This window comes from Pseudomonas sp. LjRoot277 (assembly GCF_964253845.1).
In the GTDB taxonomy this organism is placed as follows: domain Bacteria; phylum Pseudomonadota; class Gammaproteobacteria; order Pseudomonadales; family Pseudomonadaceae; genus Aquipseudomonas.
Genome location: NZ_CAXURI020000001.1, coordinates 2189118 through 2205544 on the forward strand (window position 1 = coordinate 2189118; position 16427 = coordinate 2205544).

Consider the following 16427-nt stretch of genomic DNA (forward strand, 5'->3'; position numbering starts at 1 on the left):
CAGGTTCATTGATCGTCAAAGTAGCGCTCATGCCAATCCACCAGCGGTTGCGGTGAGTTGAGCTTCTGGCCGTAGATCACCGAGTACGACAGCACGTTTTGCACGTACTGACGGGTTTCGTCGAACGGGATGCTTTCCACCCAGACGTCGAAGCTCAGGTGGTCCGCACCGCGCAGCCACTGACGCACGCGGCCGGGGCCGGCGTTGTAGGCGGCGGAGGCGAGGACGCGGTTGCCGTTGAACTGGCTGTGAACCTGGCTCAGGTAAGCGGCGCCGAGCTGGATGTTCTTGTCCGGATCGAACACTTGCTGCGGCGAGGCCAGTGGAATGCTGAACTTGCGCGCAGTTTCCTTGGCGGTGCCGGGCATGAGTTGCATCAGGCCACTGGCGCCGACGCCGGAGCGGGCGTCGTCCATGAAGGCACTTTCCTGGCGGGTGATGGCGAACACCCAGCTCGAATGCAGGCCACGAACCTTGGCTTCGCGCACCAGGGTTTCGCGGTGGGCCATCGGGAAGCGGATGTCCAGGTCGTCCCAGTACTGCGCCTGACTGATGGTGCGGATCGCCGGGAAATACCATTTCAGGTCGTACGCCAGTTTCGCCTGGGCGACCATTTCGTCGCGGCTGAAGTGGCGGCTGACGTGGTACCACTCGCGGCGACCATCGACGATCTGCCCGCGAGCGTGAAACTCAAGTGCCCGACGCACGCCTGGGGTATTGCGGACCTTGTTGATCAGTGCCTGGCTCAATACCAAGGGTTTGTTGACCAGCGAATAAGGTGATTGCGAACGATCAGCGGCGAGGAAGCCATAGAAATCCCGCTCACGAGCCAGGTTCTTGTAGAGCGCTTGCGCTTCCGGGTTCTGCGGCTGCGCCAGTTCCAGGCTGCGGGCCTGCCAGTAGCGCCAGCGGTTGGTGGTCGCCAGATCCTGCGGCAAGCGGCGAGTCAGCTGATAGGCGTCGTCCCAGCGGGCCAGGCGCAGCAGCAGACGCAAGCGCCATTCGGACACGGTGTTGTCGCGCAGCTCCGGATCGTACTTGGTCATCACGTCCAGCGCGCGAGGGTCGAAGCGGCGGGCGAGGGTCAAGCCGATTTCACGGGCGATGGCCACTTTCTCATCACGGGAGAAGTGCATGCTGCTGGCGTAACCGTCGAGCAGCTCCATGGCCTTGTCCGGGTCTTGCTTGGCCAAGCGGCGCAGGCCGAGGCTGACGATGTCAGACATCGGTTCATCGGCCGGGATGAAGCGCGACGGCTGGTTGAGCAGTTCGGGTTTCTGCGCCACATCAATCAGCAAGCGACCGCGAGGGGCGAGGGTGGTCAGGCCGTTGACCAGGCTGTTGGCCAGCGGATAGTTGCGCGCCTGGGCGGCGAGCTTGGTGCGCTCCCAGCGTTTTTGCTCGGTCAGTTGCCCTTCGGCGGCCCATTGCCCGAACAGCGGGTCGCAAGCCTCAGGTTGGGATTTGCCGGTCAGCCAGAGTTTATTGGCGTTGGCGTAGCCTTCGGCTTTCTGGTTATGCCCGATCTGATACTGCGCGTTCAGGCAGTCCAGTTCGGTGAAATTGAGCTTGGGGTCGTAGTACCTGACGAAGGTCGCCCAGTCGCCGCGTTCTGCCAGCCAGCGTAACCAGCGCAATTTCATCCAGTTGGCCTGGGGCAGGTCACCGTGCTCGGCGAGGAATTTCTCGATTTCGGCATTGCTCGCGGTTTTAAGGCGAGCGGTCAGTTCGTCATACGCCAGGTACGGTTCCAGCGGGTAATCGCTGAGGGCCTGGCTGTAACGGAAATAAGGACCGGTATCCCCCTTGGCGAGGGCACGTTTGGCTTCATCGTAATACTGGCGTTGGGTGGACAGGTCCACCGCCTGGGCGGTTTGAACGGCAGTGGCAGAAAGAAGAAAACAGGATAAAAGACTGAAAAGGCGACTGCGCATGAGACGTCCGGGCAGAGAAATCATGACAAGCGCGGACAATGCCCGCGCTGAATTGTCTGTAGCTTAGCCTTTTGCCAGCAGCCGGCGAAAGCTTTGCCGGCCTGTCAGCATCAGTTCGCAACATTTGTCATGCAGAGTGTCGCGAAGGTGAAATTGCCGGCCTTCTGAAGCCTCAAGTCAGGTAGAATGCGCGCCCGGTTTTTGGAGAAGCTCATGACCCTGCTCAAATTCAGCGATGTGTCCCTTGCTTTCGGCGCTATGCCGTTGTTGGACAAGGTGTCCTGGCAGATCGCCCGTGGTGAGCGGGTGTGCATCATCGGCCGCAATGGCACTGGCAAGTCCAGCATGATGAAGCTCGTCAAGGGCGACCAGAAGCCTGATGACGGCTCCGTTTGGCGCGCACCTGGCCTCAAGATTGGCGAATTGCCGCAAGAATTGCCGGTAGCCGACGAGCGGACCGTGTTCGACGTAGTGGCCGAAGGCCTGGACGGTGTCGGCGAGCTGCTCGCGCAGTATCACCACCTCAGCCAGAACATCGTCACCGACGCCGACCTGGACAAACTGATGCACGTCCAGCACGACCTCGAAGCCCGTGACGGCTGGCGTTTGCAGCAACTGGTCGACAGCACGTTGAGCCGTCTGCAGTTGCCGGCCGACAAGACCCTCGCCGAGTTGTCCGGCGGCTGGCGTCGTCGCGTCCTGCTGGCTCAGGCTCTGGTTTCCGAACCCGATCTGCTGCTGCTCGACGAACCGACCAACCACCTGGACATCGGTGCAATTGCCTGGCTCGAAGAAGCGCTGAAGGATTTCCAGGGCGCCGTGCTGTTCATCACGCACGACCGTTCATTCCTGCAGAACCTTGCAACCCGCATTCTCGAACTGGACCGCGGTGGCCTGATCGACTGGAACGGCGACTACGCGAGTTTCCTCGTGCACAAAGAAGCGTCGCTGGCGGCTGAAGAAACCGCCAACGCGCTGTTCGACAAAAAACTGGCCCAGGAAGAAGTCTGGATCCGCCAGGGCATCAAGGCCCGTCGCACCCGTAACGAAGGCCGCGTCCGCGCATTGAAAGCCTTGCGCGTCGAGCGTAGCGAACGTCGTGAGCGCACCGGCAAGGCCAACATTCAACTGGACACCGCTGACAAGTCCGGCAAACAGGTTATGGTCCTCGAGAACGTGAGCTTTGCTCACCCGGGCGGCCCGTTCCTGATCAAGGATTTCTCGATGGTCCTGACGCGCGGCGACCGTATCGGTCTGCTCGGCGCCAACGGCACCGGCAAAACCACTCTGCTGAAGCTGATGCTCAGCGGTCTGCAGCCAACCAGCGGCACAGTGGAAGAGGGGACGCGCATCGACGTGGCCTACTTCGACCAGTTGCGCCATCAACTGGACCTGGAAAAGACCGTGATCGACAACGTTGCGGAAGGTCGCGACTTCATCGATATCGATGGTCAGAGCCGTCACGTGCTGAGCTACCTCGGCGATTTCCTGTTCAGCCCGCAGCGTGCCCGCACGCCGGTGAAGGCGCTTTCAGGTGGTGAACGTGCGCGTCTGTTGCTGGCGAAACTGTTCAGCAAACCGGCGAACCTGCTGGTCCTCGACGAACCGACCAACGACCTTGACGTCGAAACTCTCGAGTTGCTGGAAGAGGTCTTGCTGACCTTCAACGGCACCGTGCTGATGGTCAGCCACGACCGGGCATTCCTCGACAACGTGGTCACCAGCACCCTGGTCTTCGAAGGTGAAGGCAAGGTTCGCGAATACGTCGGTGGTTATCAGGACTGGTTGCGTCAGGGCGGCTCGCCGCGCCTGCTGGGCGTGACCGAGAGCAAGTCCGGCAAGGCCGACCTGACCTCCGCTGTCGTGACGGCCGAAGCTGCGCCAGTTGCTGCTGTCGTCGAAGCGCCGGTGGCGAAGAAGAAGCTCAGCTACAAGTTGCAGCGTGAGCTGGAAATGTTGCCGGGTCAGATCGAAGCCATGGAGCAGCAGATCGCTACCGTTGAGGCGCAAATGGCCGATGCCGGTTTTTATCAGCGTCCTGCTGCCGAGACCGCTGCAGTGATCGCTCAGTTGGAGCAGTTGCAGGCTGAGCACGACGTAATGGTCGAGCGCTGGGCCGAGCTGGATGCCTGATTGATCCTGCTATAAAAAAGCCCGGCGTTCAGTGATGAGCGCCGGGCTTTTTGTAGGCGCTGTGGTTTAGCTTTTGATCAGGCGCACCGCGAGCACATCACAGGGCGCACCATGCAGCACGTCATTGGCAGTCGAACCCAGCAGCAATGCCAGGCCGTGTCGGCCATGGCTGCCCACCACGATCAGGTCGCAGGTTTGTTCCTTGGCCAGGTGGTGGATCTCCTGGCGTGGCTGGCCGTAGGTCAGGTGGCTGTATTCCTTGGAGAGTTCCGGATACTTCACGATCAGCCGGTCCAGGCGTTCCTTGGCCTGATCGAACTGCTGTTGTTGCAGTTGTGACAGGTCCATGGGCACGTCGCCGCCAAAGGCCATGGCCATCGGCTCGACAATGTGCACCAGGGACAGCTTCGCCCCGTTGCTCACCGACAGTTCGCGAGCGCGGTGGATTACAGGATCGCACTCTTCGGTTAGATCTACAGCGACCAGAATGTGGTTGTAGGGCATGAGGTGCTCCTCCTGAGGGTTGCAATATTGGTAAGTATGGCTGGTTTCAAGCGCATTGTTTTCAAAGTGACTCAATGCGCTCATCAAGAATCGGGAGTACAGATATGACGGTCTGGATAGTGGTGTCAATCATGTTGGTGGTGCTGAGTCCGCTGGCATGGTTGCGGCCGTCGCGCCACCAGAGCGGCCGCATGGCCCTGCGCATGGAGGCGCGACGCATCGGTTTGGCGATGCAACTGGCGCCTCAGGAGTGGCCACACTGGCTGAGCCAGGAGCCACCGAGCCCTTGCGCCCAGTACCATCGACCGCGGCGTGGCAATCGGCCGGCGTGCTGGAGTTACTGGCAAAAAGCGCCGGGTGTGTGGGTCAATCAATGGCAGGAGGTCTGCGAGGAACCGGCGTTGCTGATTCATTTCGAAAAGTTGCCAGACAACGTTTACAAGGTCGAAGCAGACAAGCAGATGATCACGTTGTATTGGGGCGAGAAGGGCGAAGCGACGGTTTTGCAGGATATTGATGCGGTGCTGAAGGCGCTGGCATAAATCGCGGAAATTTCGCGCCGCAATGGCGCGAAACGTCTGGCAGACAGGCAATAAAAAGCCCGACATCATCATCGGGCTGGAGTTGGCCAGGCAGGCCGGTAATTCTGTGTGGCGCTGATATTACGCTGGGCATTCGCCAAAAGCGTTCATGTTTTTTCCTCAAAGTCCCGCCAGCGTAGCTTGTTAAACAAAGGCTGCAGCGAATTAGGGCGACTTTTCTAACTATTGATCCTATGAATGGACTCACATGCAGCCGCGTGTTGCAGGGCTTCGCGGTTCGGAAATGACCGGAAAGTCGAGTTTCAACCCGTATTTTGGGCGATTGACAATTGTCGGAAATTCCGTGAAGGTGACGTACCCAAATCAAACGGGCGTATGAATTGAGCGTTTGTATTACAAACCGCTCCTACAGAATCCCGACTATCGCGTTGGCGGGTGTGCCGGGTGAATGGGCGTAGCATTGACGTTAAACGTCCTTGCCGAGCCATTCACCTGCGTCCGACGTGTACTGTTCAGCTTCCATATCGTGGAGATCAGTTGATGATTTACGAAGGTAAAGCCATCACGGTTAAGGCTCTTGAAAGTGGCATCGTCGAATTGAAATTCGACCTCAAGGGTGAGTCCGTCAACAAGTTCAACCGTCTAACCCTGAACGAACTGCGTCAGGCCGTAGACACCATCAAGGCAGATGCTTCGATCAAGGGTGTGATCGTCAGCAGTGGCAAGGACGTGTTCATCGTCGGCGCCGACATCACCGAATTTGTCGAAAACTTCAAGCTGCCTGATGCAGAGCTTGTTGCTGGCAACCTGGAAGCCAACAAGATTTTCAGCGATTTCGAAGACCTCAACGTCCCGACTGTCGCCGCGATCAACGGTATCGCCCTGGGCGGCGGTCTGGAAATGTGCCTGGCGGCGGACTACCGCGTCATGTCCACCAAGGCCAAGATCGGTCTGCCGGAAGTGAAACTGGGCATCTACCCGGGCTTCGGCGGTACCGTGCGCCTGCCGCGCATCATCGGTGCCGACAACGCCATCGAATGGATTGCCTCCGGCAAGGAAAACCGTCCTGAAGACGCGCTGAAAGTCGGCGCAGTCGACGCAGTGGTAGCTCCCGAGAAACTGCAGGAAGCTGCTCTGGAGCTGATCAAGCGCGCCATCTCAGGCGAGTTCGACTACAAGGCCAAGCGTCAGCCGAAGCTCGAAAAGCTCAAGCTCAACGCCATCGAGCAAATGATGTCGTTCGAAACCGCCAAGGGTTTCGTGGCCGGTCAAGCGGGCCCGAACTACCCGGCACCGGTCGAAGCGATCAAAACTATCCAGAAAGCCGCAAACTTCGGTCGCGACAAGGCGCTGGAAGTCGAAGCCAACGGTTTCGTCAAACTGGCCAAGACCTCTGCCGCGCAGAGCTTGATCGGTCTGTTCCTGAACGATCAGGAACTGAAGAAAAAGGCCAAGGCCTACGACGAAATCGCCAAAGAAGTGAAGCAGGCTGCCGTATTGGGTGCCGGCATCATGGGTGGCGGTATCGCTTATCAGTCGGCTTCCAAAGGGACGCCGATCCTGATGAAGGACATCAACGAGCACGGCATCGAGCAAGGTCTGGCTGAAGCTGCCAAATTGCTGGTGGGCCGCGTTGATAAAGGTCGCATGACCCCTGCGAAAATGGCTGAAGTGCTCAACGGCATTCGTCCGACCTTGTCCTACGGTGATTTCGGTCACGTTGACCTGGTGGTTGAAGCGGTCGTCGAGAACCCTAAGGTCAAGCAAGCTGTTCTGGCTGAAGTCGAAGGTAAGGTCAAAGAGGACACCATCCTCGCGTCCAACACCTCGACCATTTCCATCACCTTGCTGGCCAAGGCCCTCAAGCGTCCGGAAAACTTCGTCGGCATGCACTTCTTCAACCCGGTGCACATGATGCCGCTGGTTGAAGTGATCCGTGGCGAGAAGTCCAGCGAAGTGGCTGTTGCCACCACCGTTGCCTACGCCAAGAAAATGGGCAAGAACCCGATTGTCGTCAACGACTGCCCGGGCTTCCTGGTCAACCGTGTGTTGTTCCCGTACTTCGGCGGTTTCGCCAAACTGGTCAGCGCCGGAGTGGACTTCGTCCGTATCGACAAGATTATGGAAAAATTCGGCTGGCCAATGGGCCCGGCGTACCTGATGGACGTGGTTGGCATCGACACCGGTCACCATGGTCGTGACGTGATGGCTGAAGGCTTCCCGGACCGCATGAAAGACGACCGTCGTTCGGCCGTCGACGTGCTCTACGAAGCCAAGCGCCTGGGCCAGAAGAACGGCAAAGGCTTCTACGCCTACGAGACCGACAAGCGCGGCAAGCAGAAGAAAGTCGCCGATCCGTCGGTACTGGAAGTGCTCAAGCCGATCGTCTTTGAACAGCTTGAAGTCACTGACGAAGACATCATCAACTGGATGATGATCCCGCTGTGCCTGGAAACCGTGCGCTGCCTGGAAGACGGCATTGTCGAAACCGCTGCCGAAGCCGACATGGGTCTGGTCTACGGTATTGGTTTCCCTCCATTCCGTGGCGGTGCGCTGCGCTACATCGATTCGATCGGTGTTGCAGAGTTCGTTGCCCTGGCTGACCAGTACGCTGATTTGGGCGCGCTGTACCACCCGACCGCAAAACTGCGTGCAATGGCCAAAACCGGCCAGCGGTTCTTCGGTTAAGCGCCCCCAACTAGAGTGAGAGTGAATATATGAGCTTGAATCCTAGAGACGTCGTGATTGTCGACTTCGGTCGTACTCCGATGGGCCGCTCCAAGGGCGGCATGCACCGCAACACCCGCGCCGAAGACATGTCGGCGCACCTGATCAGTAAACTGCTGGAACGCAACGTCAAGGTTGATCCGAGCGAAGTCGAAGACGTGATCTGGGGCTGCGTAAACCAGACCCTGGAGCAGGGCTGGAACATCGCCCGCATGGCGTCCCTGATGACTCAGATCCCGCACACCGCTGCCGGCCAGACCGTCAGCCGTCTGTGTGGTTCGTCGATGAGCGCTCTGCACACTGCGGCGCAAGCGATCATGACCGGCAACGGTGACGTGTTCGTGGTTGGCGGCGTCGAGCATATGGGTCACGTGAGCATGATGCACGGTGTCGACCCGAACCCGCACATGTCGCTGCACGCGGCGAAAGCCTCGGGCATGATGGGTTTGACCGCTGAAATGCTGGGTAAAATGCACGGCATTACTCGCGAACAACAGGACGCTTTCGGCGTGCGCTCCCACCAGCTCGCCCACAAGGCGACCCTGGAAGGCAAGTTCAAAGACGAAATCATCCCGATGCAAGGCTACGACGAGAATGGTTTCCTGAAACTGTTCGACTACGACGAAACCATTCGTCCGGAAACTACCCTGGAAAGCCTGGCAGCTCTGAAGCCAGCGTTCAACCCTAAGGGCGGCACCGTGACAGCCGGTACTTCGTCGCAAATCACCGATGGTGCTTCGTGCATGATCGTGATGTCGGCGCAGCGTGCACAAGACCTGGGCATTCAGCCTATGGCGGTGATTCGTTCGATGGCAGTGGCAGGTGTGGACCCGGCAATCATGGGCTATGGTCCAGTACCGGCCACACAAAAAGCACTGAAGCGCGCGGGTCTTGGCATTAACGATATCGACTTCTTCGAGCTCAACGAAGCTTTCGCCGCACAGGCCCTGCCAGTGCTGAAAGATTTGAAAGTACTCGACAAGATGAACGAGAAGGTTAACCTGCACGGCGGCGCGATTGCCCTGGGTCACCCATTTGGTTGCTCCGGTGCGCGTATCTCCGGCACTCTGCTGAACGTGATGAAGCAAAATGGCGGCACCTTCGGGGTAGCTACCATGTGCATTGGTCTCGGCCAAGGCATCTCCACCGTCTTCGAACGCGTTTAAGCGTTTCGTTGAAGGAAGCCGGGGCCAAGTGCCCCGGTTTTTGTTTTTCTGAATTTATTTGTTTTTTTTTGAAAAGATTTGAGCGAGGGCCAAACCATGCCGATACAACCTGGGCTCTACCAACATTACAAAGGTCCGCAGTACCGCGTATTCAGTGTTGCGCGGCATTCGGAAACCGAAGAAGAAGTGGTCTTCTACCAAGCCCTGTATGGCGATTACGGCTTTTGGGTGCGTCCCTTGAGCATGTTCCTGGAGTCGGTCGAGGTTGACGGCGAACAGGTGCCACGCTTTGCTTTGGTGCAAGCCGAACCGAGCCTTTTTTCCAAGCCATAAGCTGAGTGCGCGCAAGACCCTGCGCTTGACCTCACCTTGTAGCCACTATATATAGCGGTGCCGCGTCAGGCGCCAACCGCCTTTCACTTCTAGAATTCAGGAATTTTCTGATCCATGGGCAAATCGCTGGTCATTGTGGAATCCCCGGCTAAGGCCAAGACCATCAACAAGTATCTGGGTAACCAATACGTGGTGAAGTCGAGTATCGGCCATATCCGAGACCTGCCCACCAGCGGTTCGGCTAGCGCCAGCAAAGAGCCAGCCGCCAAGCGCGGCAAGGCCGCTGCGGGTGAAGGTCCGGTGCTCACGCCGAAAGAGAAAGCGCGCAAGCAGCTGGTCTCGCGCATGGGTGTCGATCCCGATCATGGCTGGAAAGCCAAGTACGAGATCCTCCCGGGCAAGGAAAAGGTCATCGAAGAGCTGCGCCGGCTCGCCAAAGATGCTGACACCATCTATCTCGCAACCGACTTGGATCGCGAGGGGGAAGCCATTGCCTGGCACCTGCGCGAAGCCATTGGTGGTGACGACAGCCGCTACAAGCGCGTGGTGTTCAACGAAATCACCAAGAAAGCGATCCAGGAAGCCTTCTCCAAGCCGGGCGAGCTGGACATCGATCGTGTAAACGCACAACAAGCGCGTCGTTTCCTCGACCGCGTGGTGGGTTACATGGTTTCGCCACTGCTGTGGGCCAAGGTCGCTCGTGGCCTGTCCGCCGGTCGCGTGCAATCGGTTGCCGTGAAACTGGTGGTCGAGCGTGAGCGTGAAATCCGCGCGTTCAACCCGGAAGAGTACTGGGAAGTTCACGCCGACCTCGGTACCGCGAAGGGCGCAACCGTGCGCTTTGACGTGGCTCGCGAGAAAGGCGAAGCCTTCAAGCCGCTCAACGAAGCTCAGGCCATGGCCGCGCTGGAGAAGCTCAAGGCTTCCAGTTACAGCATCGTCAAGCGCGAAGACAAGCCGACCAGCAGCAAGCCGTCGGCGCCGTTCATCACTTCCACCCTGCAACAGGCCGCAAGTAACCGTCTGGGCTTCGGTGTGAAGAAAACCATGATGATGGCCCAGCGTCTGTACGAAGCCGGCTACATCACTTACATGCGTACCGACTCCACCAACCTCTCGGCCGATGCCGTGACGATGGCGCGTACTTATATTGAAGGCGAGTTCGGCAAGAAATACCTGCCGGAAACCCCGAATGTCTACAGCAGCAAGGAAGGCGCACAAGAGGCTCACGAAGCGATTCGCCCCTCCGATGCCAACACCGAGCCAAGCAAGCTGTCGGGCATGGAGCGCGATGCAGAGCGGCTCTACGAGCTGATCTGGCGCCAGTTCCTCGCTTGCCAGATGCTGCCGGCCCAATACCTGTCGACCACGGTCACCGTCGGTGCCGGTGACTTCGAGTTGCGCGCCAAAGGCCGCATCCTGAAGTTCGACGGTTACACCCGCGTCATGCCGCAAATCGCCAAGCCTGGCGATGACGACGTGCTGCCGGACATGGCTCAGGGCGACGCGATGAAGCTGATCAAGCTTGATCCGACCCAGCACTTCACCAAGCCGCCGGCGCGTTACTCGGAAGCGAGCCTGGTTAAAGAAATGGAAAAACGCGGCATCGGTCGTCCTTCGACCTACGCGGCGATCATTTCGACCATCCAGGATCGTGGCTACGTAGCGCTGCACAACCGTCGTTTCTACTCGGAAAAGATGGGCGACATCGTTACCGAGCGTCTGGCCGAGAGCTTCTCCAATCTCATGGACTACGGCTTCACCGCCGGCATGGAAGAGAACCTCGATGACGTGGCCCAGGGTGAGCGCGACTGGAAGAATGTGCTCGACGAGTTCTACGGTGACTTCAAGAAGAAACTTGAAGTAGCCGAAAGCGCCGAAGGCGGCATGCGCGCCAACCAACCGGTGATGACTGACATTCCGTGTGTGCTCTGCAGTCGTCCGATGCAAATTCGTACCGCATCGACCGGCGTGTTCCTCGGCTGCTCGGGCTACAGCCTGCCGCCGAAAGAGCGCTGCAAGGCCACCGTCAACCTGGTGCCAGGCGACGAAATCGCGGCGGACGACGAGGGTGAATCGGAATCGCTGGTGCTGCGTGGCAAGCACCGCTGCCCAATCTGCAGCACGGCGATGGACGCTTACCTGCTGGATGAGAAGCGCAAGCTGCACATCTGCGGTAACAACCCGGATTGCTCTGGCTACGAAATCGAAGAGGGCACTTATCGCATCAAAGGCTACGAAGGTCCGAGCCTGGAATGCGACAAGTGCGGCAGCGAGATGCAGCTCAAGACCGGCCGTTTCGGCAAGTTCTTCGGTTGCACCAATGCGACGTGCAAGAACACCCGAAAACTGCTGAAAAGCGGTGATGCAGCGCCGCCGAAGATGGATCCGGTGAAGATGCCTGAGCTGAAATGCGAAAAGGTCAACGATACCTACATTCTGCGCGACGGTGCTTCCGGCCTGTTCCTGGCGGCCAGTCAATTCCCGAAAAACCGCGAGACTCGTGCTCCGCTGGTCATGGAAATTGTGCCGCACAAGGATGAGATCGATCCGAAGTACCACTTCCTCTGCGAAGCGCCGAAGAAAGATCCGGACGGCCTGCCTGCTGTGATCCGTTACAGCCGTAAAACCAAAGAGCAGTACGTACAGACTGAAGTCGACGGTAAGCCGACTGGTTGGAAGGCGTACTACGACGGCGGCAAGTGGACGGTTGAAGACAAGCGCCCGGCGAAGACCGCTAAGGCTTAACAGGTGTTGTACTGAAAAGGCCGCATGACAACCCTCGGGTTTTCATGCGGCCTTTTTGTTTTGTGCTTGCGGGAAGCGGAGCTGATCCACGACACTGTCTGACCTGCGTGAAGCAATTATTTCGTTGTGGAGGCTGCCGTCATGGCCCACGAACTCTATACCCGTACCAACCAGAAGATTTACTTCGCCGGCCTGTCGCTGGAAGCGCTCGCCAGAGCCGAAGAGGGGCGGGCGATGAACTCCCTGGCGCTGATTCAAGCCGGACGCGAGTCAGCCTTGTTTCACCTGTACGGTGCGTTGCTGGGGCTGTGCCATGAAATCGCCGGTTTCTATCGCTTGCCTCAGGCCAATGCGCCTCGGGCAGAGTTGCTGCTGACTCGTGAAGTGCTTGAAGCCATCGCGATTCCGGAAATGGCCGAGATGGTCGAGTTGGCCAATAATTCGGAAACCTGGCTGGCCAAACTGCTGGCAGCCCACGCTGCGCTGTTTCAGCCGCCACGGGCGCCGCACAAGCCTAAGGGTGACGTGACGCAGCCGCTGATCCTGGCCGTAAACCTGGATGAAGAAGAGGCTCCACAAGAGCTGAGCCGGGAAGAGCTGGAGAGCTGGCGTCAAAACCTCAAAGGGTTGGCGATTCGGTTTCGCGAAGGTTTGAACGAGTGTTGAGGGAAGGATGACCCGATGGGTTGTCCGCTCAGGGATGAGTGCTAGCAGATATTTCTTCGCAATGACATCCGGTCAAGTTACCGAGCGAAGCCTGGCCGATGCCTATATAATCCCCGCCTTTCGTGGAGAACAGACCTTTATGCCAACGTCCTTTCTAGAAATCGTCGAGTTACCAGACGGCCGTATTGAGCTGCGCAGGGCTGAGGACGAGGGTTCTCTGGTTACTTTGGATTTCTCCGAGGATGCCAAGGCGTTCCTGCAGGGCCAGCACGTGGAAGTCGCCAAGGCGATGTTGAGCGTCGGCGTTCAGATGGCCGGACGCTTGGTTGAAGGCGATTTCAATACGGACGAGGGGACTCGGGTTCTTCATTGATCCCGCCCGTCGGTTTTTTGCTGATATCGCTACAACTTGGCTTCTCTATCCTTGGAGAAGCCCCGCGCTGTTCAATGCGCGCTTTGTTTGTCAGTTAACCCAATCGAATATTCAGGCTCTGTGCGTCCCCGATCCGGGCGGCGCTGATCAACTGTTGCCGTGAAGTTGTGCTCAATGGGTTGAGCCAGCTGACCACCGTGTGGCTGCGGCCCAGGCGCAAGGCCTCGCAGGTCAACTGCTGAGCGCTCTGAGTGCCGCGCGGTTGCAGCAGCAGGATGCGTTCGCGGTTAAGGCCGGCGTCCCGCAACCAGGCCTGGGTCAGGCTGGCGGGCGGAGCGATCAGCGTCAGCCAGCGCGCGTCCTGGTCCTGACTCAGTTCCCTGAGAATCGGCGCAAGAAGGTTCAGGCAGTTCCCGGCTGCACCACGCAGCGACAGCTCACTAAAGACTTCGGGCTCGGCGCTCCAGGGGGACTCGACCACGTCTTTCAGGATCGGCGCCAATGGCTGCACCATGAAAGCCTCGAACAACGGCAGTTGGGCTTGCTGTGATGTGTGTGGGAACTGCATAAAGCCTCCTTTAGCGGCGAATGACGCCGACACTCAAGCCTTCGATCACCAGTTCCTGATCTTTCAGGTTCACTTCGATAGGGGCGAATTCAGGGTTTTCGGCAATCAACCAGACCTTGCTACCATCGCGCTTGAAACGCTTGACGGTCACTTCGTCGCCGATCCGCGCTACTACGATCTGGCCGTTGCGGGCTTCGCGGGTGGTATGCACTGCCAGCAGGTCACCGTCGAAAATGCCCACATCCTTCATGCTCATGCCATGAACACGAAGTAGATAGTCGGCGCGAGGATGGAAGAACGACGGGTTGATGTTGCAGGACTCTTCGATGTGCTGCTGGGCGAGGATCGGAGCACCGGCAGCCACTCGGCCAATGATCGGCAGGGTGGACTCGTCGGCCTTGGCTTCGAAGCCGGGGATGCGAATACCACGGGAAGCACCGGGCGTCATCTCGATCGCACCCTTGCGGGCCAGCGCCTTGAGGTGTTCTTCCGCCGCATTGGGCGACTTGAAACCCAGTTCCTGAGCGATTTCCGCGCGGGTGGGCGGGTAGCCGTTGTCTTCGAGGCAGCGTTTGATGAAGGCCAGAATCTCTGCTTGGCGTGGCGTCAGCTTTAGCATATTGATCGCTCTGTCTTTTTATACAGTGACTGGGATTATATACAGTGAAACTGTCTTGGCAATGCCCCTTTTTTTGCCGGCCGCCAGACGGTCGATAAGCCCGCTGATTCACGCTTGCGAGTTGTATGGTTAAATAGCTGACCGACCATTCCCAAAACGAACCGTCAGGCTTGACAAGGCCTGGGCTGAAACGTATGTTTCAAACAAGTGTTTGTCAGGCGGAGTAGCCATGGCCCAGTCGGAAACCGTTGAACGCATTCTTGATGCTGCCGAGCAATTGTTCGCGGAAAAAGGTTTTGCTGAAACCTCATTGCGTCTGATCACCAGCAAGGCCGGTGTCAATCTGGCGGCGGTGAACTATCACTTCGGTTCGAAGAAGGCGCTGATCCAGGCAGTTTTTTCGCGTTTTCTCGGGCCGTTCTGCTTAAGCCTTGATAAAGAGCTGGAGCGGCGTCAGGCCAAGCCGGAGAACAAGCCGACGCTTGAAGAGCTGCTGGAAATTCTCGTCGAGCAAGCCCTGGTGGTGCAACCACGCAGCGGCAACGATCTGTCGATTTTCATGCGCTTGCTGGGTCTGGCTTTCAGTCAGAGCCAAGGGCACTTGCGGCGTTATCTAGAAGACATGTACGGCAAGGTGTTCCGCCGCTACATGATGTTGGTCAACGAAGCTGCACCGCGTATTCCGCCGATCGAGCTGTTCTGGCGCGTGCACTTCATGCTCGGCGCTGCCGCGTTCAGCATGTCCGGTATCAAGGCCCTGCGCGCAATTGCCGAGACCGACTTCGGCGTCAACACCTCCATTGAGCAAGTCATGCGTCTGATGGTGCCGTTCCTGGCGGCGGGCATGCGCGCCGAAACCGGCGTGACCGATACGGCCATGGCCACTGCGCAGTTGCGTCCGCGCAGCAAATCAACTCCGGTTGCTGCCAAGGTTTAACCGCGCACGGGTGGGCGCGGCAGCTGACATCCGCTAAGCTAGCCGCCCATGCCGACTCTCGTTCTGAACCCGCTCCCCATTTGTATCGCCGACCTGCCGGGCATAGCCCATGGCGGCGGTTGCGTGCGAGCCGGGTTTATCGTTATCAAGGAATCTCTATGACTGCTGGCCTGCAAGGCTCGTTGATGGTGGACGTCGCCGGTACCTGGCTGACGGCTGAAGATCGCCAATTGTTGCGCCAACCCGAAGTGGGCGGCCTGATCATTTTCGCCCGTAATATCGAACACCCGCGCCAGGTGCGCGAGTTGAGTGCCTCAATCCGCGCCATTCGCCCTGATCTGCTGCTGGCAGTCGACCAGGAGGGCGGCCGGGTTCAGCGTTTGCGTCAGGGCTTCGTACGGCTGCCAGCCATGCGCGCCATCGCTGACAACCCGAATGCCGAGTACCTCGCCGAACAATGCGGCTGGATCATGGCGACTGAAGTGCTGGCCGTCGGCCTCGATCTGAGCTTCGCTCCAGTGCTGGACCTCGACTTCCAGCGCAGCGCCGTGGTCGGCACCCGTTCATTTGAAGGTGATCCCGAGCGTGCAGCGTTGTTGGCGGGTGCATTTATCCGTGGCATGAATAGCGCGGGAATGGCCGCAACCGGCAAGCACTTTCCCGGTCATGGCTGGGCCGAGGCCGATTCCCACGTTGCGATCCCTGTTGATGAGCGCAGTCTCGACGAAATCCGCGCCAATGACCTGGTGCCGTTCGCCCGACTGAGCAAGCAATTGGCCGCGGTCATGCCAGCCCACGTGATTTATCCACAAGTCGATTCCCAGCCTGCCGGCTTCTCCCGTCGCTGGTTGCAGGACATCCTGCGTGGCGAGCTGCAATTTGACGGCGTGATCTTCAGCGATGACCTGTCCATGGCCGGCGCCCACGTGGTCGGCGATGCTGCCAGCCGTATCGAAGCGGCGCTGACTGCCGGTTGCGACATGGGCCTGGTGTGCAACGATCGCGCGGCCGCTGAATTGGCCCTGAGCGCCGCCCAGCGTCTGAAGGTCAAGCCGTCCGAACGCATTGCGCGGATGCGCGGCCAGTCGTACGCCAGCACTGAATACCGTCAAGACCCGCGCTGGCTGACAGCCGTGGGCGCGCTCAAAGATGCTCAACTGATTGATTGAGGACTTTT

The 16427-nt window shown here is 58.8% G+C and carries 14 protein-coding genes; 10 read left to right on the top strand and 4 right to left on the bottom strand.

The window, feature by feature from the left end:
* Nucleotides 1–5: 5 nt before the first annotated feature.
* The gene (locus tag ACSQ87_RS10300; RefSeq protein ID WP_223431986.1) at nt 6–1934 is read right to left on the bottom strand and encodes a transglycosylase SLT domain-containing protein; all 1929 of its coding nucleotides are present in this window, start codon (nt 1932–1934) and stop codon (nt 6–8) included.
* A 213-nt stretch (nt 1935–2147) separates the two neighbouring features.
* Here ACSQ87_RS10300 and ACSQ87_RS10305 point away from each other — a divergent pair, with 213 nt between their 5' ends.
* Entirely contained in the window at nt 2148–4067 is a 1920-nt protein-coding gene (locus ACSQ87_RS10305) for an ATP-binding cassette domain-containing protein (protein ID WP_046047849.1), read from the top strand.
* 66 nt (nt 4068–4133) lie between these two features.
* Here the strand turns inward: ACSQ87_RS10305 and ACSQ87_RS10310 are convergent, their stop codons facing one another.
* The gene (locus tag ACSQ87_RS10310) at nt 4134–4571 is read right to left on the bottom strand and encodes a universal stress protein (protein ID WP_008151425.1); all 438 of its coding nucleotides are present in this window, start codon (nt 4569–4571) and stop codon (nt 4134–4136) included.
* Nucleotides 4572–4675: 104 nt separating this feature from the next.
* Here ACSQ87_RS10310 and ACSQ87_RS10315 point away from each other — a divergent pair, with 104 nt between their 5' ends.
* From ACSQ87_RS10315 to ACSQ87_RS10345, 7 genes are all read left to right on the top strand, one after another.
* Nucleotides 4676–5113, top strand: a complete 438-nt coding sequence (locus ACSQ87_RS10315; RefSeq protein WP_033061927.1) for a hypothetical protein — start codon at nt 4676–4678, stop codon at nt 5111–5113.
* Nucleotides 5114–5653: 540 nt separating this feature from the next.
* On the top strand, nt 5654–7801 hold the full coding sequence (fadB, locus tag ACSQ87_RS10320) for a fatty acid oxidation complex subunit alpha FadB (protein WP_223431985.1): 2148 nt from the start codon (nt 5654–5656) through the stop codon (nt 7799–7801).
* A 29-nt stretch (nt 7802–7830) separates the two neighbouring features.
* Entirely contained in the window at nt 7831–9006 is a 1176-nt protein-coding gene (gene fadA, locus ACSQ87_RS10325; RefSeq protein ID WP_223431984.1) for an acetyl-CoA C-acyltransferase FadA, read from the top strand.
* Between the two features lie 96 nt (nt 9007–9102).
* Nucleotides 9103–9339 (top strand): DUF1653 domain-containing protein, encoded by a 237-nt coding sequence (locus ACSQ87_RS10330; RefSeq protein WP_007953059.1) that lies wholly within the window; start codon nt 9103–9105, stop codon nt 9337–9339.
* Nucleotides 9340–9453: 114 nt separating this feature from the next.
* The gene (gene topA, locus ACSQ87_RS10335) at nt 9454–12087 is read left to right on the top strand and encodes a type I DNA topoisomerase (RefSeq protein WP_223431983.1); all 2634 of its coding nucleotides are present in this window, start codon (nt 9454–9456) and stop codon (nt 12085–12087) included.
* 141 nt (nt 12088–12228) lie between these two features.
* The gene (locus ACSQ87_RS10340; protein ID WP_046047843.1) at nt 12229–12753 is read left to right on the top strand and encodes a DUF6586 family protein; all 525 of its coding nucleotides are present in this window, start codon (nt 12229–12231) and stop codon (nt 12751–12753) included.
* A gap of 139 nt (nt 12754–12892) precedes the next feature.
* Complete coding sequence (locus ACSQ87_RS10345) at nt 12893–13126, top strand: hypothetical protein (protein WP_046055277.1); 234 nt, start codon at nt 12893–12895, stop codon at nt 13124–13126.
* A 94-nt stretch (nt 13127–13220) separates the two neighbouring features.
* Here ACSQ87_RS10345 and sulA read toward each other — a convergent pair whose 3' ends face one another.
* Entirely contained in the window at nt 13221–13694 is a 474-nt protein-coding gene (gene sulA, locus ACSQ87_RS10350; protein WP_008151409.1) for an SOS-induced cell division inhibitor SulA, read from the bottom strand.
* A gap of 10 nt (nt 13695–13704) precedes the next feature.
* Nucleotides 13705–14313 (bottom strand): transcriptional repressor LexA, encoded by a 609-nt coding sequence (lexA, locus tag ACSQ87_RS10355; protein WP_007933171.1) that lies wholly within the window; start codon nt 14311–14313, stop codon nt 13705–13707.
* Between the two features lie 229 nt (nt 14314–14542).
* Here lexA and ACSQ87_RS10360 point away from each other — a divergent pair, with 229 nt between their 5' ends.
* Nucleotides 14543–15250, top strand: coding sequence for a TetR/AcrR family transcriptional regulator (locus ACSQ87_RS10360; protein WP_007933170.1), 708 nt, complete (start codon nt 14543–14545; stop codon nt 15248–15250).
* A gap of 170 nt (nt 15251–15420) precedes the next feature.
* The gene (gene nagZ, locus ACSQ87_RS10365; protein ID WP_173860483.1) at nt 15421–16419 is read left to right on the top strand and encodes a beta-N-acetylhexosaminidase; all 999 of its coding nucleotides are present in this window, start codon (nt 15421–15423) and stop codon (nt 16417–16419) included.
* Nucleotides 16420–16427: the final 8 nt, after the last annotated feature.

Excerpts from the sequence above, each read along its gene's own strand:
- ACSQ87_RS10330 (WP_007953059.1), top strand. The coding sequence starts at position 9,103 with ATGCCGATACAACCTGGGCTCTACCAACATTACAAAGGTCCGCAGTAC.
- ACSQ87_RS10305 (WP_046047849.1), top strand. The coding sequence starts at position 2,148 with ATGACCCTGCTCAAATTCAGCGATGTGTCCCTTGCTTTCGGCGCTATG.
- ACSQ87_RS10340 (WP_046047843.1), top strand. The coding sequence starts at position 12,229 with ATGGCCCACGAACTCTATACCCGTACCAACCAGAAGATTTACTTCGCC.
- lexA (WP_007933171.1), bottom strand. The coding sequence starts at position 14,313 with ATGCTAAAGCTGACGCCACGCCAAGCAGAGATTCTGGCCTTCATCAAA.
- topA (WP_223431983.1), top strand. The coding sequence starts at position 9,454 with ATGGGCAAATCGCTGGTCATTGTGGAATCCCCGGCTAAGGCCAAGACC.
- ACSQ87_RS10310 (WP_008151425.1), bottom strand. The coding sequence starts at position 4,571 with ATGCCCTACAACCACATTCTGGTCGCTGTAGATCTAACCGAAGAGTGC.
- fadA (WP_223431984.1), top strand. The coding sequence starts at position 7,831 with ATGAGCTTGAATCCTAGAGACGTCGTGATTGTCGACTTCGGTCGTACT.
- ACSQ87_RS10345 (WP_046055277.1), top strand. The coding sequence starts at position 12,893 with ATGCCAACGTCCTTTCTAGAAATCGTCGAGTTACCAGACGGCCGTATT.
- ACSQ87_RS10300 (WP_223431986.1), bottom strand. The coding sequence starts at position 1,934 with ATGCGCAGTCGCCTTTTCAGTCTTTTATCCTGTTTTCTTCTTTCTGCC.
- ACSQ87_RS10360 (WP_007933170.1), top strand. The coding sequence starts at position 14,543 with ATGGCCCAGTCGGAAACCGTTGAACGCATTCTTGATGCTGCCGAGCAA.
- fadB (WP_223431985.1), top strand. The coding sequence starts at position 5,654 with ATGATTTACGAAGGTAAAGCCATCACGGTTAAGGCTCTTGAAAGTGGC.
- ACSQ87_RS10315 (WP_033061927.1), top strand. The coding sequence starts at position 4,676 with ATGACGGTCTGGATAGTGGTGTCAATCATGTTGGTGGTGCTGAGTCCG.
- sulA (WP_008151409.1), bottom strand. The coding sequence starts at position 13,694 with ATGCAGTTCCCACACACATCACAGCAAGCCCAACTGCCGTTGTTCGAG.